A 20398-nucleotide genomic window follows, 5' to 3' on the forward strand; every position below is an offset into this window, starting at 1 on the left:
CTAATTTATTTTAATTATTCACATTCTCCTTCTAGGGAGTTTATCCACTCTTCAACGAGTCTTACACCTTCAGCATGCTGAAGTGTTCTCCCTAAAAGCGGCATTCTATATTGTTCTTCTGTTGAACTTATTCTAAAGTGTAAAATAGATTTATCAATTTGACCACTAGAAATAATATGCGTGTAAGGTGAAATCTGCGTGTCTGGTGTAACACATACGCCTTTGTTCACATCATTGTCATTTTCATTAAAGGCTAGTCGTAAAGGACGATATTCACAATAACTTTCTTCAGAGTGGCAGTGCGCGCAGTTTATATCTAAATACGAACGAACTCTAAGCTCTAACGGAAGTGATGTATTTTCCCAATCAACTGTTGAGACAATAGATGCAGGTACATTGTTTTCTAAATAACCTACTTCAACCCATTTACTCAATTGATTAAAACTACCATCAGCATAATTATAATTTTTGTTTAAGTTTTGAGGTTTTGGACCAATAGGTATTGGTGTTCCAAATTTATTATGACACGTGAAACATTCATTACGTGATGGGATTCTATAGTTTACAGAATTTGTTGATCCGTTTTCTATCCAATCAACATTAACAAAGCTTCCGTCATCAGTAAATGTAGCTTCCGTTTGATCATCATTCCAAACATATTTAGCAAAATCCCAGCCACTATCGGTCATAAACATTAAACGAGTTTCAATTATTTTTGTCGTGTTTCCTGGTTGAACATTGTCGTAAAAAAAGTTCTTGATTAACATTGCACCAACAGGAAAATCTAAAGGTGTATGATCACTATTATAATTAGCTATTGTACCATCAGGCATCCAAACAAAACGTTTTTTGTGAGCATAATCACTAAAAAGAGGAGAGTTTAAATCATAAGGTAAAACTCCTGGAACAGGATCTAAATCATTTAGATTGCCTTCAAAAAAGTTATATTCTGAAAGCGTTTGATAAGGAATTTCATCTGGATTATAAACTACAACGGATTCAGGGTTTACAGTTACTGTTACATCTTCAGTTGAACAACTAATAGGTTCTACATTGTTACAAATCGTGTAAGTAAACATATCAGTTCCAACAAAATCTGTATCTGGAGTATATGAAACCAAATCATCAGAAGGATTATCAGGTGTGTTGTTCGGGTCTAGCACTTCAATAGTACCATTTGCCGAATTGCTAGTCACCAAACTTCCATTTATTGGCACATTAGAATCATTGTTTAAGACGTCGATTTGAATAGTATTGTTCTGAAGAACCTCAACAAAATCTGGTGATGTTTCTATAACAATAGGAATATAATTGTCATTTTTATCATCATCTGCACAAGATTGTATTGAAATCATCAACACAATAATCAAAAGTGATTTAAGGTTATTTTTTAACATTTACAGTAAAATTTGGACAGTAAATATAACAACATATTAAACATTAGTATAATTAATTAGATGTAATACGCTTTTTATCAGACAACAAGAGTTGTGAAATAAAGGTTGTAAAACTTAAATACCGAGGACCCTTTCTTGAATTAGAATGGATTCACATCTATATAACAACTCAAACGATTAAAACCCTACAGGTTTTAGTAAAAAAACCCTATGTTCTTAGAGTAGATTTTTTTTCAATAAGTATTCTGCAATTTGAACTGTGTTTGTTGCAGCACCTTTTCTTAGGTTGTCACTAACAATCCACATATTTAATGTATTAGGTTGAGAACCGTCTCTTCGAATTCTACCTACAAAAACGTCATCTTTTCCATGAGCATAAATTGGCATTGGATATGTGTTTACATCAATGTTGTCTTGAACAACAATACCATCAGATTTGTTTAGTAATTGTCTTACGTCGGAAATATCAAAATCAGTCTCAAATTCAACATTTACAGCTTCGCTATGTCCTCCTGCAGTAGGTATTCTAACAGCAGTTGCCGTAATTGCTATAGTGCGATCATCTAAAATTTTTTGAGTTTCTCGAACCAATTTCATTTCTTCTTTAGTATACCCATTTTCTTCAAAAACATCACAGTGTGGAATTGCGTTTTGGTGAATAGGATAGTGGTATGCCATTTCTCCTTTTATGCCAGCAAGTTCGTTCTCTAATTGCTTGACAGCCTTTACACCAGTGCCAGTGATAGACTGATAAGTTGAAACAACAATACGTTTGATTTTATACTTAGTATGAAGAGGAGCTAAAGCCAAAACCATTTGTATGGTTGAACAGTTTGGGTTCGCAATTATCTTATCTTTTGATGTTAATGTACTGGCATTAATTTCTGGAACGACTAATTGTTTGGATTGATCCATGCGCCATGCCGAAGAATTATCAATAACTGTAATTCCAGCTTCTGCAAATTTAGGAGCCCATTCTAATGAAGTGTCTCCTCCAGCTGAAAATAAAGCTACGCTAGGTTTCATTGCAATAGCGTCTTGCATCCCAACAACTTTGTAATCAGTTCCCATGTAAGAAATTAATTTGCCTATAGATCGCTCTGATGCTACAGGAATTAATTCTGAAACAGGAAAATTGCGCTCTTCTAGAACTTTAAGCATGACTTCGCCTACTAAGCCAGTGGCACCTACAACTGCTACTTTCATTATCATTAAGTTTTGATAAACAAAAGTAGCAATTTATTCATTTTTATAATCTAAATAAAGACATAAAAAAACCACCTCATTTTTATGAGGTGGTTAAGGTTTAAAAAATATATAGTGTAGCGGTAAGCTAACTTATTTTTTTAGTAAATCTCTAATCTCAGCTAATAAATCATTATCTGATGGTCCTGCTGGAGCAGCTTCTTCAACTGGAGCTTTTGTTTTATTGTATGCTTTTACAATCATAAACATTACAAATCCAACAATAATTAAGTTAACAATTGTGTTAATCCAAGATCCATACGCAATTACAGCAGCTCCTGCTTCTTTCGCAGCTGCTAATGATGCATATTCTGTTCCGTCCATAGCGTAATGAAGATCTTCAAAGTTCATTCCACCTGCAAAGTACCCAATAAAAGGCATAGCAATATTTGAAACAAAACCATTAATAACAGCACCTAAAGCGCCTGCCATAATTACTGCAACAGCGAAATCAATCACGTTACCAGTCATGATAAAATTCTTAAATTCTTTCAACATAATTTTTAGTGTTTTATAAGTTAGTTATATTTTATATGACACTAATTTAGTTAAAAAGTCACAAATGATAACCACAATGACTAATTATGTTAAAAACAGACGTTTAACTCTTGGTGAAATTGCAGTTATGATTTCGTAAGAAATGGTTTGAGCGGTTTTTGAAAATTCTGAAGCTGAGTGTGGATGATTTCCGAAAATAATAACTTCATCACCTTCCTTACAGTCAATGTTTGTTATATCTACCATAATCATATCCATACATACATTACCAATAATATGTGCCGGTTTTCCATTAATAATGACATAGCCATTTCCGTTGCCATATTGTCTTCCTATTCCATCTGCGTGGCCAATTGGAATAGTTGCCGTTTTCGTAAAGTCCTTACTTTTATATGCTCTATTGTATCCAACTGTTTCTCCTTTTTCAACATGATGAATTTGTGAAATCACCGATTTTAAAGTCGCTATTGGTTTAAAGTTTTTATTTTCTTTTTCAGAATTACCAAAGCCATATAATCCAATACCAGCTCTTACCATATCGAAATGTGCTTCGGGATAATTTAAAATTCCTGAAGTATTACAAATATGTAATAATGGTTTATATCCTATTTTTTCAGAAAATTCTTTTGCAATTTTTTCAAAATTTTGAATTTGTTGACTTGTAAATTCTTTTTCAGAAAGGTCTTCACTAGCTGCTAAATGCGAAAATACAGATTTAGCTTTTACAGAATTTGTCTCCTTTAATTTTGAAATGATATGATCCACATCATTTTCCCAAAATCCTAATCTATTTAAGCCTGTGTTGAATTTGATGTGAATAGGATAATTGGTTTGCCCTTCTTCTAAAGCGACAGCAATAAATTCTCTTAAAACCTTTGCATTATAAAGACTAGGTTCAAGACACTTTTCAATGAGAGTTTTGAAATTTATGACTTGAGGATGTAAAACTAAAATAGGTTTAATGATTCCAGCATCTCTAAGTGCAATGCCTTCAGAAACATAGGCCACGGCAAAATAATCAACGTCTAAATCTTGAAGACAATTAGCAATGGTATCTGCATGACTTCCGTAAGCAAACGCTTTAACCACAGCTAAGGTTTTAGTGTCTTTTTGAGTTTTAGATTTAAGATACTCGAAGTTGTGTTTGAGTGCTTTTAAATCTATTTCAAGTACCGTTTCTTGCGCTTTAGGCATTAGAGTTATTTTTTTTTGTCACTACCTCTTCAGCATCGTTTACGTTCATATTTCGCACCTTGTCACGAAGAATCGCTTTATAATATGCAGCACGACTTAAAGGTTCATATTCATCAACTTCACCAAGTAGAACTAGGCTATCATTTGTAGATTTACGGTAACTATATTGTGCTAAATTTCCAGTACGTGTACAAATGGCGTGCACTTTGGTCACATATTCCGCAGTTGCCATTAAATTTGGCATTGGACCAAACGGATTACCTTTAAAATCCATATCTAAACCAGCAACAATGACGCGAACTCCTTTATTTGCTAAATCATTACAAACTCGAACAATCTCATCATCAAAGAATTGAGCTTCGTCAATACCAACAACATCACAACCGTCAGCCAAAATAGGAATATTCGCAGCTGCAGGAACTGGAGTTGAACGAATTTCATTTGAATCATGAGATACAACCATCTCTTCATCATAACGCACGTCAATTGCAGGCTTAAAAATTTCAACCTTTTGCCTTGCAAACTTGGCACGCTTTAGTCTGCGAATCAGTTCTTCCGTTTTACCAGAAAACATCGAGCCACAAATAACTTCAATCCATCCAAATTGTTCTTTATGATTTACTGTATTTTCGAGAAACATTTTGTAATTTTAACACTAAACAAACCCTTTACTCGTTTTGAATAAGGGTGGCGTAAATTTATTAAAAATCAATCGCAAAAATTCGTTTTAAATTTAAAAGTTATGAAGAAGAAGCTAGAATCTGAATTAGTAAGCATTGCTCACAGAATTTTAAAACTAAAAGGAAAGGAGGATGTTTTAAAGATGCATACCGAAGTTTCGGCACTATTTGAGAAATTGAGTGTTCTAAAATTCGCTCATGAAAATTTTGAAGGAGATTTACCAACCATAGGAAGCAACTCTTCTTTCTTTGAGATGTTAGACACTGCGTTTAATAATAAAGTAAGTGATAATATTGAAATTGAAGATAAAATATATGTCAATCTTGATGAAAAAGAAGATGATCATATCTATGAACCAGTAATGGAGAAAATAAAAGATATGGTTGCTCAAATGCCACAAGAATCTCAACAAGTTGATGATATGATAGAAACTGTTGTAGCCGAAAAAGAAAAACCAGTAACACATTTAGAAGATATTACTGCTGGTTTTGAAGACATGCCAGAATTTGAACCAGTATCGGAAGCGAATGCTAAAAAATCTTTAAACGATAAATTAAAAAAAGGAGCAATAAACATAGGCCTTAATGATAAACTGGCATTTATTAAGCAACTATTTGATGGCAAAGCGGAAGATTATGACAGAGTTATTTCTCAGTTAAACACATCACAATCTTTTGATGATGCAATGCGGTTTATAAACGATATTGTCAAACCAGATTATAATGATTGGTCTGGAAAAGAAGAACTCGAAAATCGTTTTATGGAAATTATTGATAAGAAGTTTAGTTAAGTAAATTACTTTCAATAGTTTAAATACACCCAACCAATAACAGGTTTTATGGTTTCAGAAATTTCTAAGATGTAATAGTAAGTACCTACTGGGAGTAAACCAGAGTTTTTAGGAAACCCTGTGTTCGCTCTACCATTCCAATCGTTTTTATAAGCATCTGTTTGAAAAATGAGTGTTCCGTAGCGATTAAATATTTTTATAGAATTTTCAGCATATAACTCTAAACATGGAATCACAAACAGATCATTTAATCCATCATTATTAGGTGAAATCCCTTGAGGAATTTGTAAACAATTGTCAACCGAAGTTTCTGCAGAATCTTCATTATTTGAGTGGTCTCTATCCACTTCAGTCACCTGATTTAAAATAGCAATGTTCAATAAATTTTCCGAAGAAATTACACGAACTGTAATGGTTAAGCTTTCAGATTGATTGGAATCTAAATTGGACAAACTCCATATTGAAGATACAAGATCATAGGTTCCTTGAGTTGTTGAGTGAGAGAGATATTGATATCCTGTGGGTAAACTCTCAAGAATTTCAATCTGTGTAGCTGTTGTAGTACCAAGATTAGTAGCAGTAATCGTAAAATCGATTTCATCATTTAAAAACACAGATGCTTGGGAAACTGATTTCAGTAGTTCAATATCAACATTGGACGTATCTTCTAAAACAGTTAGTGTTGCTTCTGTTTGCGTTGTATCAATATTATTCTGATCGCTAAAGTTTGAATTATCATTTAAATATATTCCAACACTATCTGAAGTCACCTCAACTGAAAACGTACAACTTTCAACACCTTCTGGAAACGTTAAATCAGTTACACCTACAAAATGATCACCTGAAATTCCAACAAAATTTCCAGTACATCCATTAGCATTTACCCAAATTGGAGAATCAACCAGACGTAATTCAAGTCCAAGATGATCGGTAAAAGAAATATCGGTTTGTGCAGGATTTGTTGCGGTATTATTAACGACAAACGTCAATGTACTTATGGCTCCAGCGATAATAGTATCAGGATTATAGGTTTTGATTAAAGTAGGCGAAACCACTTGAGCATTACTAATCGAAATATTAGTTTCTGGAGTTAATTCTTCATTATTAATCGCACTGGGAAAAACGCTTGCTGTATTATTAAAAACACCTCCATAATTTGGAGCTTGCACAGGAATTAATACACGAATGGTTGAAGCTGCCTCCAGCAAAGGAATCGTTCCAGTTATTGTAGAACCAGTTATATTAAAGTTTGAAATGCATGTTGCTGTGCCATTTTGTATTTGGCATGTTGGAGGTCCTAAAATAGTAAATGCAGGATTTAAGATATTTGTGAAAGAAGCATCTATAGCAGTTGAGCTAGTATTACTATTAGTAATGTCAACGATCCAATTGAAAGTTGAATTTACAGGAATTGTAGAAATCGATGGAATCGTTTGTATGATTAAATCTACACAAGGTGTGAAATAGGTAGTTGCTGAAAACCCATTATTTGTAATATTCCCATCAGGAATTCCGCCATAAGCAGAAACATTTACATTGTTAATGACAGGAATTGGTTCGTCGTTACATTCTGGCAGCCAAGAATGAGCAGTTCTAAATGTCACAGAAGAACCAACAGGCATAAACCAATTATCATCTTGAGTAATTTCCCAAAACACAGTATCTGATGACGTTTGATCTATTTCTACATCAATATTCTGAATCGAAATAGTACCACATGAAGCTCCTCCAGTTGCAGACACACAATCAACACTTCGTAAAATACCCGTAGCATTAAATCCCGAACTTGCATATAAATCTATCAGAGTCATATAGCTGTCTTCATCTCCAATATTACTTGCTGTAATTTCATAAGTTACATTTCCCCAAGGCATCGGATTTTGGTCTGAGCTACCAATTGGAAACACTGGATCAATTTGTCTTTTGGTAACCGTTAAGTCTGAAAATGTGCATTGTTCAGCAGGAAAAAGAACAACATAATCATCATCAAAATTATTACTATAATCAATATCAATAATATCATCGGGAATGATATTAATAGCACTTCTTATTTGCGAAGTAAAGAAGGTAGGATTAGGACTGCATTGTGGTTCCACATAATTTAAAACTGTTTCAATAGTAATTGTTACTCCTGGCGGAATATTAAAAGTAAGAGTGTTCCATGATTCTCCATTTAAGCTAATATTAAGATCACTACAATTAAAAGGACCTGTTGTCCCAGTGCATGTGACACTTATTAAATTCCATGAGCCTGCTGCTGAAGATAGGTTTTGTAAAAAGAACTGAATGGGAACATCAAATGTTCCAAGATTGGTAACCACAGTTTCCAAAATCACGATATCACTCCAATTGCTTATACCTCCACTTGTTGGTTGAATTACTTCGGTTTCAATAACAAGATCTGTTAATAAACAGGCTTCTGGAGTTAATAAAAGTGTGTTGACAACATTTGATTCGTTTGGAGACAAATTATCATGGCTTAATTCTATTTCAACAACACTTTCTATGTTAATAACATCGGGAGTTTCTGCGCATGGACCTTCAAGAAATTTGACAACTATTTCAAAAGTAATGGTTCCATTTACAGGAAATATAATGGTGTCATTAAATGCGAAAACTTCAGGAGAACTTCCAAGATTAACTATACTTGTTGAAAATGGAAGATCATCAGGACACATAACACCATTTGTACTGCTGATGCATTCTAATGATTGAACCTGTATATCAGGTTCTCCATTTTCGACTGGATTACTAATCATAGACATGCTAAAAATATCTAAAGGAAATGCAATGCTACTGTTGTTACTTATTGTAAATTGATAGGTTACATTATCTCCCCAAGTATTTATTGGTGTACCTTCATTTGGTGTAATTTGATTGAGGACAACGGTAAAATCTATATCAAGATCTGTGACATCTAAGGAGATGATAGATTGGTTATTAGTGGTATCAATATCAGTTGTATTTTCTGGAGGAAAAACAGCAACATTCGTTGCAATGCCACCTACAAATGTTGGTGCAATGACAGTTACTTTTACTTCAATACTAGAATTTGTTGGCAATGTTGTTACAGTTCCAGACAAGTCATTTGTGTTGTCGTCTAAAACTAAATTGGTCACAATTCCTGCGCCTCCAGAAGCGTTTTGATATTCAAATGAAACGACGTTTACATTGGCATTAATCTCTTGTGTAAATGTTGCATTATCTACTAAATTTCCAGAGTTGAGTATCGTGATGATGTATTGAAATTCTTGGTAAATATGAACTTGAGAAACTTCTGTGTTACTTGTGTTTTGTGCTTCAACTAATACGGCTAAATCTGTGTTTTGAGCTTCAGATTGAAAAAAAGAAGCACACAAAAAAAGAAAAAAGAAACACGTCTTTAACATAGGTTGGTTTATTTCTAGATGCCAAATTGTACTAATGGTTGCGTTAATATAGACTAAAGATTGTAAATTTGGAAACAATCAAAATTATAATGCCTAAACTTTATATCGTTCCAACTCCAATCGGAAATTTAAAAGATATGACTTTTAGAGCCGTTGAGGTTCTCAAAGAAGTCGATTTAATTCTTGCTGAAGACACTCGAACTTCAGGAAAGCTACTAAAGCATTTTGAAATCGGTACTCACATGCAAAGTCATCATATGCATAACGAACACAAAATGGTTGATGGTTTAATTCAAAAACTTAAAAGCGGATTGTCCATTGCACTGATTAGTGATGCAGGAACACCAGCAATTTCAGATCCTGGATTTTTGTTAACCAGAGCTTGTGTTGAAAACAATATAGATGTCGATTGTTTGCCTGGTGCTACAGCTTTTGTTCCAGCACTTGTCAATTCTGGATTACCAAATGACAAGTTTGTCTTTGAAGGGTTTCTTCCCGTGAAAAAAGGGAGACAAACGCGATTACTAGTGTTAGCTGAAGAACCTAGAACGATCATTTTTTACGAGAGTCCACATAAACTGCTAAAAACTTTGGCTAATTTCTGTGAGTATTTTGGAGAAGACCGACCAGTTTCTGTGTCGCGTGAGCTCACTAAACTGTATGAAGAAACCATAAGAGGCACTGCAAAAGAAGTTTTAGAACATTATACGAATAAGCCACCAAAAGGAGAAATTGTGATTGTTGTTGGAGGTAAAAAATAGTCCATTTTTGCCATTCAGAGTGTCACACTGAGCGCAGTCGAAGTACACAGCGAAGAATCTTTATTTTATGGAAAAATTGTTATACAACATACGACAATGTAGTATTTGCAAAGCGCATTTACCACTTGGTACAAGACCTATTGCAACGGGACATCCTGATTCTAAAATTGTGATTATTGGTCAGGCTCCAGGAACTAAAGTTCATGCGTCTGGAATTCCTTGGGATGATGCTTCTGGAAAACAATTACGGAAATGGCTAGATGTGTCTGCTGATGAGTTTTATGATGACACAAAGTTTGCTATTATTCCTATGGGATTTTGTTATCCAGGAAAAGGAAAAAGTGGCGATTTACCACCAAGAAAAGAATGTGCACCACAATGGCATCAACCTTTATTTGATGAAATGAAAAAAGTGGAGTTGGTGATTTTAATTGGCATGTATGCCCAAAACTATTATTTAAAAGAACTAGCTAAACGTACCTTAACTGAAACCGTAGCGAATTACAAAGCGTATTTACCTACCTATTTTACATTGCCTCATCCTAGTCCGAGAAACCGATTTTGGCTAACAAAGAATCCTTGGTTTGACAAGGAGGTTTTGCCAGAATTAAGTCAAACCATTAAAAAGATTTTAAATTAATAGTTAAACCTCCACTTACACAAAAAGAATCAAACAGTTAAATTACTTCAAAAATTTTAATTAATTTATTATTATGAAAAATGAGAAGATAGCCAAGTAACAGAGCAAGAAAAACAATCATAAACACGAAGTATTTAAAGGACTTATGAAGATGTTTTCCTTTTAACTTAGATAGTATGCTTATATCAATATTAATCATCAATACGAAATAAAGGATTAATTTTTAAATGAATAGCTTTTGTTAGTAATCTAAAATTTATTTTAAACGATTATTTATTTTATTACTTGTGAAACGCTGTTCATCGTGGCTTTTAGATTTTTTTTCATAATTTCCAGTTAATTCTATTTTAGATTTTTTCATTTTTTTAAATTGAGTAATTCTTATAGATTTACCTATTTCTTTAATTAAAGTTACCATGACCCAAGCAATTGCGGCTAATGAGCCTATTTCTTTTATATATTCCATAGTTAATTTATTTTTTACTAAACTAAAACCAACTAGTCATAATTGCTGTGACATGGTTTTATATGAATTTTGTTTATCCTATTGAAAACAAACCTACGGAATAGACTGTTTTTAAAATAGGACAGTAAAAATTCAATTAGCGTTGAATATATGTTACAATACTACAAACGAAAAGGGCACGATGATAAGTAGCTTAAAATCAACAGTTTGATTATTTTTTTATTATAAGAAATAAAATATATATTGGTTATTTAATAAAACAGAACACTAAAATCACACAATTATAATTATTAATGAATTAAGAATTACCCAACATTGTTTGGTGTTTTGGCACAAAAAAACCTCTCCATTTCTGAAGAGGCAAACTATGCTATATAAGTAAAATGTCATTCAGAGCAACGCGAAGAATCTAAATAATGAGATTCCTCGTCGTTCATGCGTCACTCTGTTGGAATGACATAGTATTTTGGTGGTTGAAAAAGTTAATCCTTAATCTTTGAAACAATCAACCCTTGATTAATGTGTTTTGCAGTAGTATCTTCAAGAGCTAAATCAATAGCAGATTTTACTAAAGCTTCTACATCTTTATTTCGATAATCGTTACTAGTTTTAATAGGAATATGACGAATCCATTTTCCTGTGCCTTGAAGTAATTTTTTAGGATCGTTAATAACCGTTCCTTTGTTAAATCCAAGGTTGAGGTGGTTGGAATAAATAGGAATCATACAAAACCCATCACTCATTTTTTCTGAAACTGTATATAACGAGGTTAAGGCATGAGTATGATAGAGCAATTCATTGCTTTTCGGATGAATTTCTAAAACAAATGCACGCAAGTCTGTATATAAATCAACAAGTGATTGGTCTTTTAATTTTAAATGTTTTAAAAAATCGGGATGAATTCCTCTGATACTCATTTTTAAATATAGAGGTTTAATAGTATAATAAAAAATGCGCTAGGATAATTCCTAACGCATTTAAAACACCCACTTATGTTCCAGAGAAAATCTCTTTCAATTGTGTTACCATATTGCCATTACCAGAGACTGTAATTTCGCCAATTTTGTCAGCGATTTTTTCAACATACTCCATCTCTTTTAGCTTGTACAGCATGTTATTATCTTCCATCAACTTTGCCGTATTTAGCAAGCTACGTGTTGAAGCTGTTTCTTCACGCCTTGTAATAATATTCGCTTGTGCTTTTTTTTGTGCTACCAGAACTTGATTCATGATCTCTTTCATTTCTCCTGTTAAAATCACATCTCTAATACCACAGTTCAAAACAGTTACACCTAATTTGGTTGCGTATATTTTTACGTCTTCAAATACAGCCTCTGCAATATTATCTTTACGTTCTAACAATTCGTCCAAAGTGTAAGTTCCTACATAAGCACGTAATACTAATTGCATAGTAATGTACAATTGCTTTTCATAATCTTTGTTTTCTAAAAGTGCCTTTTCAATATCAGTTACCTTGTACTGTGTGTAAAAGTTGATACGAATACCAGCCTTATCTTTAGTTAACAATTCTTGACCTGCAATTTCTAATTGCAACTGACGTAAATCTGCCTTTGCAATTTTAATTGTTGAGTCATTTCTCCAGAACCTATACGTACCACCCGTCAAGGTTTTTGTGTACACATCATCAACTAGAAGTACAGCCTTTTCGTAGGTTGCAACTTCAAAAGTTCTAATGTATTTGCTCAATTCATAGTTGCTAAAAAGTGACTTGTCAATTTGTTCAGTAATATAAATTTTGCTCAAATCAGCACGTACAAATTCACGTTCAATTAAACCCTTCCAGTATGCATAACGTCCAGCGACTAGTATCGTTTTAAAGATGCCTTTTTCGTAAACTAATACCAATTCACTGTCTTTAACATCAATGACATCTAGCATTGCTTCTAACGTTTTGTCTTGCAGTAAGAGTTCTAGCGCAATAGGAGCGTTGAAGGCCATCGCCAAGTCATACGTTAATACACGTGTATTAAAACCTAGCCAGTGGATTCCCTTAGTAATTACTTTTACGTAATCACCTCTTTTGAATACCAAACCTACTTTTCCTGCATTAATTCTTACTCGTTTCATCCTTTTTAATTTTTATCCTGAAGTCGTTTCAGGATGGTTAAACATTAATTGTTGTCCACTATAGACAAGGCAAAACCTGTAACGGAAGGGTTGCCAACTTCAAATTATAAAGACGAGTTTCTCTATAATTTAAAATATATTTTGGGCGAGTGCACTTTCATAAAAATTGCAGTGCAACAGGCTATCCGCTGTATCTTTTGCTTTGGCAAAAGGATGTCGCTTCTATCCTTCTCGCGATTCCTATTCATAAAAAATAGTAGATTGAAAATCATCGCTTCATTTCGGAAATACTCATAATACTAATGGCTACAAATTATGTAGTGCAGTGGGATTTAAGATTAAACCAATGCAGTTTACATCTATAATCTAACTACAAAACAAGCAGAGTTTTCATTAGTATAAATCAGTATTTCAAGGAACTTTAGAGACTGCTTAAATTGAACACTAAATGTTAGTATTAAAGCCAATTGACAACCTACTGTTTAGTCATTTTTAATTTGAGCAGTGTGACCAACTGCATGGCTATCAGTTTTACAAGATGATAAGCTTTGGTGGATCTCCTAAACCCTTTGAGCTGCATTTTAAGTGCAGTGTTTACTCTACCAATTGAGTTACATATGCCAATGAATATCACTATCCAAGCAAATGATCGGAATCGAACCGACAACAAAACAATCTATTGCTCTAACCGCTGAGCTACTTTCCCATATAATCGGTATACAATAGTGGGAAAGATGGGATTCGAACCCATGTACATAGAACTGGCGACTATTTTTTGGATAACAGTCCATCCTTCAAGTCTAGTTGGATATAAAACGTGATGCGTTTCTGCAACGAATTATACAATAGTGCTATACCGAAACACCCAACAAGACTAGCTTGATATCATTTCCTGCGTTGGCAGGAATCTATTTTTTTGTACCTCTTACCAGATTCGAACTGGTACTTCCACTAATAGTGGACAGATTGGCTATAAATGCGCTTCCCTACTTTTAATCCTGTTAATTTCGGTGCTTCTGCAAATTCTATTCATTAGCAAGCGCGTCGCTAACAACATCATCCAATCACTCCATGGCTGCGATAAGGATCTTTTACCATAGCTCTTCCCTTTGAGCTAAAGAGGTTTAACATATTTTAAAAAAGCGTTCTGAGAATACCTGCGCTTGTAGACAAACTTTCCTAGGATTATAGCTAACGCCTTTCCCTAGTTTTCCACGCGCATCTCATTGCTTAGAGAAGCACGTATTTGTCTGATGCCTAAATACATTGTAGCCGTTCGGCAACTTAGACTTGGCTTGCATAGTGGCATTAAAGCCACGCTTTGCAATTACGAGGGTTGGCTCCCTCACCATTCATAAACGTCCTCTCTTGAGGCGGCTTATTAGAATGTTCACCGCACAATAAAGGCTTGCGACCTCTATCGTCCCATATATTGCAATGGGTTTAGGCAACTACTAGCTGCTACAATGTCCGAAGTCTTATGCTTTTTTCGCTGTATGTAAATTACAGTGCTCTACCAATTGAGCTATATCCAACTTTTGGTTTAGATACTAGGAATCGAACCTAGACATAAATGTCTTGACCTAGGAGAAGGGCTTCGAAAATGGCTTCGTAGATTTTAGCCTACAAAATACCAACCTTCTCCTTGTGTGTTTCCCAACACACGGTAGGTTAAGCTATCGAACAGTTTCCTGTCGGATACCTTTTATACTGCAATAAGCTCCGCAAGGCTGGATAACCAATACGTAACCTAGTACTACAACTTTTTCTGTTGGTGTCTCCACCTCAAGCCTCCAAAATATTGGCTATAAATCCTTAGCATGCTTCAACGGTTGTCCCTAGCACATAGTGATTTATGTTTGTTGCTTGCTTACCTGCACTATTTTCAAAAGAAAACAGTCTCCACTTACAGTGTCTGCAAGTAGATTTATCCTTGTTACCAAGTTTATCTAAAGACGATAAGCCGCCTCATCACTCATTAACCGAGATTAAAGAATGATTGTTTTTTTATTATGAAACTCAATATTTGAATTTCATACGATTTCAATGAACGTTATTTAGTGGAACAGATAGGAATTGAACCTATATCTTCGCATTTTCAGTGCGATGCATTGACCAACTTTGCTACTATTCCAGTTTAAGTGTCTATCAAGATTCGAACTTAATCTAAGAAGATGATACTTCTCGTGCGAGCCATTACACTATAGACACTATTAGCGATTTTAAAAGTTTAACCCTCTATTTCTCTTGTACTGAGAGAAATTTTTAACTTATAAAAGTCACTATTCTGATAACCTAAAAGGATTTGAACCTCTACCTCAAGATTCAAAGTCTTGAATGCTGCCATTACACCACAGGTTAATTTGTAAACTTAATAGGATTCGAACCCATACTCCAAGGTTCGTAACCTTGCGTGCTATCCGTTACACCATAAGTTTATTGTACTTCGCCTTGGATTCGAACCAAGAAGTCACACGGCTTAAACGTGTTGCCTTTTCCAGTTTGGCCAGCGAAGCAGTTTTAGTACAGGAAGAGAGATTCGAACTCCCAGTCTCTTGGGTCTAAGTCAAGCGCGTTTACCGTTTCGCCATTCCTGCAATTGTTGAGATACTAGGATTTGAACCTAGGACTTTCGTCTTATCAGAACGATGCTCTACCACTGAGCTATACCTCATTATAATTAGTTGAAGCATTAGGATTTGAACCCAAATCACCCAAGTTAAAAGCTTGGTGCTTTATCAATTAAGCTATACTTCAATTTGAACTCCGTAAGGGAATTGAACCCTTAATTCCTGATAGAAAGTCAGGTGTCTTAACCATTTGACCAACGGAGCTTTTGCAGTACCGACGAGATTCGAACTCGCACCTTCTCGGGAGACAACCGAGCACTCTTACCATTGAGCTACGATACTATTTGTGGGAATTGAAGGATTTGAACCTACTCAGTATTAAACAACTGTTTTACAGACAGCTTCAGCTCTCCAACGCTGACGAATTCCCAGTAATTCTCCTGAGAAATTATCAGGAGAATTGTTATAATAAACTATTCAGTCTATTTTGAAACCAACTTTTATTTGTGGTTTCTATTTCTTTTTTTGACTGATTTTCAATGATTCTATTTTCATTAGCTTGAATTTTTTTCTTCTTTTTTACTCGAGATAATATATCATCTACATAGCAAATAAAATCATTGTTTAAAGCTAATTGCTTCGCGTCTTTTAAGACTTTTTCAGCCTCTCCAAACAAGGTCATACATTCATATAACTGAGCTTGAGTAAGTGCAATTCCAGCCTTATCAATACCTTTAACAGTTTTGGCAAAATCAATTAACCTTTGAGCTTCTTTGTAGTCATCGTTATTAATTAATAATCTGATGTAGTCTGGATAGATTTCTGGTATATCCATTCTACTAGCCAAAGCCTTTTCAAAATATAATTTGCCTGTTTCATTGTCACCTAATTGTTCATAATGAACTTTCGCCATTAAGTGTAAAGCTTTTACGTTTTCAGGATCGTAGGATAAAGCATAGTGTAAAGCTTCAACTGCTTTTTCTAATTCCCAAGGGTAAGCTTCAACTGCTTTAAAGACATATTGGTTATGTAAATTAGTTTCCATAATATTTTTATTCAATAGATTAATAGTGTTTTAAATGTTCGCTTAATTAGCTGAACGTTTAAATCTGATCAGATTGAATTATTTGTTGATTTTTGAAATAAAAAAATCCGAAACAGTTTGTTTGCTTCGGATTCTTATCTGGAAAGTGATTTACAGAAAATACCGAAGCCTAATTAATGACTCTAGGTCATTACTCAAAATTTGAAATGCTACTTTATGTTTTAGCATGGCTTCTTTGTTTTTGTTATTTATGATATTATACAGAATAGGTTTGTTTAATTCTGCGATGCAAAGATGAAAACTATTTTTTAAAATCCAAATAAAAAAGCAATTTATTTTATTGATAATCAATTAGTTACATTCAAATTTAAACAAGAGTAGTCCTGTCCGCGTTATGCAGATTATTAAGATATGTTGCAAGAGTTTGTCTCCCAATTGCTTAGTCTTCAAGTCCTATTATTTTATTTTTTAAAATCTAGTTTCAAATTTTTTCATTTTATTTCATAAAAAAAGCGTCCAATACTTTGGACGCTCTTAACTATTTATAGTTTTTGTGTTTAAATCATGTTGAAAAATGATTAAAAATAGTTACATAACGTCCTTGACCGATGGAATAATTCGCTATTTCCTCGGTAATCCCACTGACACATCAGTGATTTAGGTGCAATATGTACTATTGTAGTGCTCATTTGTGCCACAAATATAGATAAGTTTTTTAAATAGAAAATTTGAAATGAAATTTTTAAATGTGATTAGTACTTTGAACCATCATGTTTTCCAACTTCAAAACCATGTTTGCCTAGATATTGGTTGCCACTTTCAATAGCACCTTCCTCTATGTCTGTTCCCATAGAATCATTCCAACGGTTCAAATATCCGAACAAAGAAATCACACCAAGCATTTCTACAATTTCACCTTCATCCCAATGTTCATATAAACGTTTTTTAATCTCGGCATTTACACCATTTGGCACTTGAGAAGCCGCTAAACTAAAATCTAGAGCAGCACGCTCTGCTTTAGAAAAAGCGGAGTGCGTTCTGTATTCCCAAATATTGTCTAATTGTTCTTGTTCAGCTCCATAACGTTCTGCTGCGCGAATAGCATGTGCTTGACAATAACGACAACCTGTTGAGTTACTACTCACCCAAGCAATCATTCGTTTTAAGGCTGAGGTTACACGACCTTCGTTAGCCATAACCGCTTTATTTAAATTGATAAATGCCTTACTAATCGCAGGACGACGTTGCATTGTTAGTACTGAATTAGGACAAAATCCAAGGGTTTCATTAAAGAATTCTGCGAGTTGTTTTGTTTCTAGATCGTGTTCTGCAGATAAAGGAGTAACTAATGCCATATGTTATGTTTTTAGTAGTATTTTTGAGTTAACAAGATACATCGTATTGAAAAAGTAGATAGAAAATGTACAATTCGATTGGATGTAACTTGTGACAGGTTTAATAAAATAACGTCAACACAAGAAACAAAAAATTCTTCAGATATGTCGCATAAAGTAGTCACGCATTGGAAAGGAAACTTACAGTTTGATTCTGATAATCCTAGTGGAAAAACATTACTCATGGATACATCACCAGAAAATGGTGGTTATAATTCTGGATTATCACCTAAAGCCATGATGTTATCATCGCTTGCTGGTTGTTCTGGATTGGATGTTGTATCCATTCTAAAGAAAATGAAGGTCTCTTTTTCAGATTTTAGAATTGATACCTTTGGTGAGTTAACAGATGAACACCCAAAATATTACCATACTGTTTCAGTCGAATATCATTTTTATGGTGATGTCTTAGATGAAGACAAAATAAAAAAAGCTGTTGACCTTTCTATAGATAAATATTGTGGTGTTATGGAAATGTTCAGAAGGTTTGCTGAAGTTAAAACATCGATTCATTATCACAATATATAGCGAAAATTTTCTATATTAGTACATGCGCTGGACTATAAAACCAAAACCAAATTCTAAAACTGTTGAAGATTTACAAAAAGCACTTCAAGTAGATTGCTCTATTGCAACCTTATTAATTCAACGTGGAATAGATACTTATGAAGCAGCCAAAACTTTTTTTAGACCAAGTTTAGATGATTTGCATGATCCATTTCTAATGAAAGATATGGATTTGGCTGTATTACGAATCGAAAAAGCATGGTCTCAAAACGAGAACATTTTAGTTTATGGTGATTACGATGTTGATGGAACAACTTCAGTTGCGCTTTTGTCATCTTATTTAAAAACAAAATCTGATTCTATCGCAACTTATATTCCTGATCGCTATGATGAAGGTTATGGGATCTCTTATAAAGGGATTGACTTTGCTCATGATAACGATTTTACATTAATTGTGGCTTTGGATTGTGGTGTGAAAGCAATTGAAAAGGTAGCATATGCTAATGAAAAAGGTATTGATTTTATTATTTGCGATCATCACAGACCAGGAAATGAATTACCAAAAGCAGTTGCCATTTTAGACCCAAAGCGTGACGATTGCGAGTATCCTTATAAGGAATTGTGCGGTTGTGGTGTCGGATTTAAACTAATTCAAGCCTTAGCATCAAAAGAAGGCCAACCCGTTGAAGCCTTAGCCGAATATTTAGATTTAGTTGCTACAGCCATTGGTGCAGATATCGTACCTATAACTGGAGAAAATCGTGCTTTGGCGTATTTCGGATTGCAAGTTATAAATACAAACCCAAGACCTGGAATTAAAGCGCTTATTGCCGAAGTTAAAAAAGAAGAGTTGACCATAACTGATGTCGTTTTTATAGTTGCGCCTAGAATTAATGCTGCAGGACGAATGAAACATGGCAATTATGCCGTGACTTTATTGACTGAAACAGATGAGTTTTTAGTAGAAAACTATGCTAAAGAAATCAACACATTCAATCTCGATAGAAGAGAAGCTGATCAAAGAATCACAAAAGAAGCACTTCTTCAAATCGAAGACAACAAAGAAGAAGGTAAACTAACGTCGGTTGTATATCATGAGACTTGGCATAAAGGTGTTATTGGGATTGTTGCTTCAAGATTAATAGAAACTTATTACAGACCAACTCTGGTATTTACTAAAAGTGGAGATCAATTAGCAGCTTCAGCACGATCAGTTAAGGGCTTTGATGTTTATAATGCTTTGGAGGCTTGTAGCGAACATATTGAACAATTTGGTGGACATAAATATGCTGCTGGATTAACGTTAAAAGAAGAAAACTATGAAGCCTTTAAACAGGCTTTTGAGGATGAGGTTTCTAAAACAATTGACCGAAGCTTACTTACTCCCGAAATACAAATAGATGAGCAAATTGAACTTAGTGATATCACACCAAAGTTCTACCGAATTATTCGACAGTTTGCACCTTTTGGTCCTGGCAATATGACACCATTATTCATGACTGAGAACTTACGAGATACTGGTTATGGAAAATGTGTTGGAGAAGATGATAAACATTTGCGTTTAACAGTAAAACAAGGGCAACAAAAAATTGTTGGGATTGCATTTAATTTAGGACATAAGTTAAGCTTAATTAAAGATGAAAAACCATTTAAAGCAGTCTTTTCAATTGATGAGAATCATTGGCAAGGGAATGTGAGTTTGCAGTTGAAAATTAGGGATATTAAAGAATAAA

The 20398-nt window shown here is 34.1% G+C and carries 16 protein-coding genes and 9 tRNA genes; 5 read left to right on the forward strand and 20 right to left on the reverse strand.

All coding sequences use genetic code 11. The features are described 5' to 3' along the window. Positions 1-14 precede the first annotated feature (14 nt). From VOI25_RS03325 to VOI25_RS03345, 5 genes are all read right to left on the reverse strand, one after another. Positions 15-1397 carry an Ig-like domain-containing protein gene (locus tag VOI25_RS03325; protein WP_323787535.1) on the reverse strand — a complete coding sequence of 461 codons (1383 nt, stop codon included), beginning with the start codon at positions 1395-1397 and terminating at the stop codon, positions 15-17. A 216-nt stretch (positions 1398-1613) separates the two neighbouring features. Continuing rightward, positions 1614-2603 carry an aspartate-semialdehyde dehydrogenase gene (locus VOI25_RS03330; protein WP_323787536.1) on the reverse strand — a complete coding sequence of 330 codons (990 nt, stop codon included), beginning with the start codon at positions 2601-2603 and terminating at the stop codon, positions 1614-1616. Between the two features lie 132 nt (positions 2604-2735). Continuing rightward, positions 2736-3140: a large conductance mechanosensitive channel protein MscL gene (gene mscL / locus VOI25_RS03335; protein ID WP_323787538.1), complete on the reverse strand. Its 405-nt coding sequence runs from the start codon at positions 3138-3140 to the stop codon at positions 2736-2738. A gap of 84 nt (positions 3141-3224) precedes the next feature. Next, on the reverse strand, positions 3225-4334 hold the full coding sequence (gene alr, locus VOI25_RS03340; protein WP_323787539.1) for an alanine racemase: 1110 nt from the start codon (positions 4332-4334) through the stop codon (positions 3225-3227). Next, positions 4327-4974 carry a thymidine kinase gene (locus VOI25_RS03345; protein ID WP_323787540.1) on the reverse strand — a complete coding sequence of 216 codons (648 nt, stop codon included), beginning with the start codon at positions 4972-4974 and terminating at the stop codon, positions 4327-4329. The genes alr and VOI25_RS03345 overlap by 8 nt, the downstream gene beginning before the upstream one ends. Positions 4975-5076: 102 nt before the next feature. Here VOI25_RS03345 and VOI25_RS03350 point away from each other — a divergent pair, with 102 nt between their 5' ends. After that, positions 5077-5805 (forward strand): hypothetical protein, encoded by a 729-nt coding sequence (locus VOI25_RS03350; RefSeq protein ID WP_323787541.1) that lies wholly within the window; start codon positions 5077-5079, stop codon positions 5803-5805. An 11-nt stretch (positions 5806-5816) separates the two neighbouring features. Here the strand turns inward: VOI25_RS03350 and VOI25_RS03355 are convergent, their stop codons facing one another. Further along, on the reverse strand, positions 5817-9194 hold the full coding sequence (locus VOI25_RS03355; protein WP_323787542.1) for a gliding motility-associated C-terminal domain-containing protein: 3378 nt from the start codon (positions 9192-9194) through the stop codon (positions 5817-5819). A gap of 89 nt (positions 9195-9283) precedes the next feature. Here VOI25_RS03355 and rsmI point away from each other — a divergent pair, with 89 nt between their 5' ends. Further along, on the forward strand, positions 9284-9955 hold the full coding sequence (gene rsmI / locus VOI25_RS03360; RefSeq protein WP_323787633.1) for a 16S rRNA (cytidine(1402)-2'-O)-methyltransferase: 672 nt from the start codon (positions 9284-9286) through the stop codon (positions 9953-9955). Between the two features lie 67 nt (positions 9956-10022). Further along, the gene (locus VOI25_RS03365; RefSeq protein ID WP_323787543.1) at positions 10023-10595 is read left to right on the forward strand and encodes a uracil-DNA glycosylase family protein; all 573 of its coding nucleotides are present in this window, start codon (positions 10023-10025) and stop codon (positions 10593-10595) included. Between the two features lie 256 nt (positions 10596-10851). Here VOI25_RS03365 and VOI25_RS03370 read toward each other — a convergent pair whose 3' ends face one another. The 14 genes from VOI25_RS03370 to VOI25_RS03435 form a co-directional block, all read right to left on the reverse strand. Next, entirely contained in the window at positions 10852-11061 is a 210-nt protein-coding gene (locus tag VOI25_RS03370; protein WP_323787545.1) for a hypothetical protein, read from the reverse strand. A 482-nt stretch (positions 11062-11543) separates the two neighbouring features. Next, positions 11544-11978 carry a DUF1801 domain-containing protein gene (locus tag VOI25_RS03375; protein ID WP_323787546.1) on the reverse strand — a complete coding sequence of 145 codons (435 nt, stop codon included), beginning with the start codon at positions 11976-11978 and terminating at the stop codon, positions 11544-11546. A 73-nt stretch (positions 11979-12051) separates the two neighbouring features. After that, a complete protein-coding gene (locus VOI25_RS03380) occupies positions 12052-13149 on the reverse strand; it encodes a slipin family protein (protein ID WP_323787547.1) in 1098 nt (365 codons plus the stop codon). 2061 nt (positions 13150-15210) lie between these two features. Further along, positions 15211-15283: transfer RNA gene (locus VOI25_RS03385), tRNA-Phe, on the reverse strand. A 156-nt stretch (positions 15284-15439) separates the two neighbouring features. Beyond that, positions 15440-15510 (reverse strand) — tRNA-Gln (locus VOI25_RS03390). 5 nt (positions 15511-15515) lie between these two features. Continuing rightward, positions 15516-15587, reverse strand: a tRNA-Arg gene (locus VOI25_RS03395). Between the two features lie 86 nt (positions 15588-15673). Next, positions 15674-15746, reverse strand: a tRNA-Leu gene (locus VOI25_RS03400). Positions 15747-15751: 5 nt separating this feature from the next. Beyond that, positions 15752-15823, reverse strand: a tRNA-Ile gene (locus tag VOI25_RS03405). 10 nt (positions 15824-15833) lie between these two features. Beyond that, positions 15834-15906 (reverse strand) — tRNA-Lys (locus VOI25_RS03410). 5 nt (positions 15907-15911) lie between these two features. Further along, positions 15912-15983: transfer RNA gene (locus tag VOI25_RS03415), tRNA-Glu, on the reverse strand. Between the two features lie 5 nt (positions 15984-15988). Beyond that, positions 15989-16061, reverse strand: a tRNA-Asp gene (locus VOI25_RS03420). Positions 16062-16066: 5 nt separating this feature from the next. After that, positions 16067-16149, reverse strand: a tRNA-Tyr gene (locus VOI25_RS03425). Positions 16150-16182: 33 nt separating this feature from the next. Beyond that, on the reverse strand, positions 16183-16764 hold the full coding sequence (locus VOI25_RS03430) for a hypothetical protein (RefSeq protein ID WP_323787548.1): 582 nt from the start codon (positions 16762-16764) through the stop codon (positions 16183-16185). Between the two features lie 752 nt (positions 16765-17516). Beyond that, on the reverse strand, positions 17517-18119 hold the full coding sequence (locus VOI25_RS03435) for a carboxymuconolactone decarboxylase family protein (protein ID WP_323787549.1): 603 nt from the start codon (positions 18117-18119) through the stop codon (positions 17517-17519). Positions 18120-18263: 144 nt separating this feature from the next. On the opposite strand from VOI25_RS03435, the gene VOI25_RS03440 reads away from it, so the two are divergent. Beyond that, positions 18264-18686, forward strand: coding sequence for an OsmC family protein (locus tag VOI25_RS03440; protein ID WP_323787550.1), 423 nt, complete (start codon positions 18264-18266; stop codon positions 18684-18686). A gap of 22 nt (positions 18687-18708) precedes the next feature. Continuing rightward, the gene (gene recJ, locus VOI25_RS03445) at positions 18709-20397 is read left to right on the forward strand and encodes a single-stranded-DNA-specific exonuclease RecJ (protein ID WP_323787551.1); all 1689 of its coding nucleotides are present in this window, start codon (positions 18709-18711) and stop codon (positions 20395-20397) included. Position 20398 lies beyond the last annotated feature (1 nt).

The organism is Psychroserpens sp. (genome assembly GCF_034670085.1).
Classification (GTDB): Bacteria; Bacteroidota; Bacteroidia; order Flavobacteriales; family Flavobacteriaceae; genus Psychroserpens.

Coding starts and splice junctions, on each gene's coding strand:
- VOI25_RS03325 (WP_323787535.1), bottom strand. CDS start 1,397: ATGTTAAAAAATAACCTTAAATCACTTTTGATTATTGTGTTGATGATT.
- VOI25_RS03330 (WP_323787536.1), bottom strand. CDS start 2,603: ATGAAAGTAGCAGTTGTAGGTGCCACTGGCTTAGTAGGCGAAGTCATG.
- mscL (WP_323787538.1), bottom strand. CDS start 3,140: ATGTTGAAAGAATTTAAGAATTTTATCATGACTGGTAACGTGATTGAT.
- alr (WP_323787539.1), bottom strand. CDS start 4,334: ATGCCTAAAGCGCAAGAAACGGTACTTGAAATAGATTTAAAAGCACTC.
- VOI25_RS03345 (WP_323787540.1), bottom strand. CDS start 4,974: ATGTTTCTCGAAAATACAGTAAATCATAAAGAACAATTTGGATGGATT.
- VOI25_RS03350 (WP_323787541.1), top strand. CDS start 5,077: ATGAAGAAGAAGCTAGAATCTGAATTAGTAAGCATTGCTCACAGAATT.
- VOI25_RS03355 (WP_323787542.1), bottom strand. CDS start 9,194: ATGTTAAAGACGTGTTTCTTTTTTCTTTTTTTGTGTGCTTCTTTTTTT.
- rsmI (WP_323787633.1), top strand. CDS start 9,284: ATGCCTAAACTTTATATCGTTCCAACTCCAATCGGAAATTTAAAAGAT.
- VOI25_RS03365 (WP_323787543.1), top strand. CDS start 10,023: ATGGAAAAATTGTTATACAACATACGACAATGTAGTATTTGCAAAGCG.
- VOI25_RS03370 (WP_323787545.1), bottom strand. CDS start 11,061: ATGGAATATATAAAAGAAATAGGCTCATTAGCCGCAATTGCTTGGGTC.
- VOI25_RS03375 (WP_323787546.1), bottom strand. CDS start 11,978: ATGAGTATCAGAGGAATTCATCCCGATTTTTTAAAACATTTAAAATTA.
- VOI25_RS03380 (WP_323787547.1), bottom strand. CDS start 13,149: ATGAAACGAGTAAGAATTAATGCAGGAAAAGTAGGTTTGGTATTCAAA.
- VOI25_RS03430 (WP_323787548.1), bottom strand. CDS start 16,764: ATGGAAACTAATTTACATAACCAATATGTCTTTAAAGCAGTTGAAGCT.
- VOI25_RS03435 (WP_323787549.1), bottom strand. CDS start 18,119: ATGGCATTAGTTACTCCTTTATCTGCAGAACACGATCTAGAAACAAAA.
- VOI25_RS03440 (WP_323787550.1), top strand. CDS start 18,264: ATGTCGCATAAAGTAGTCACGCATTGGAAAGGAAACTTACAGTTTGAT.
- recJ (WP_323787551.1), top strand. CDS start 18,709: ATGCGCTGGACTATAAAACCAAAACCAAATTCTAAAACTGTTGAAGAT.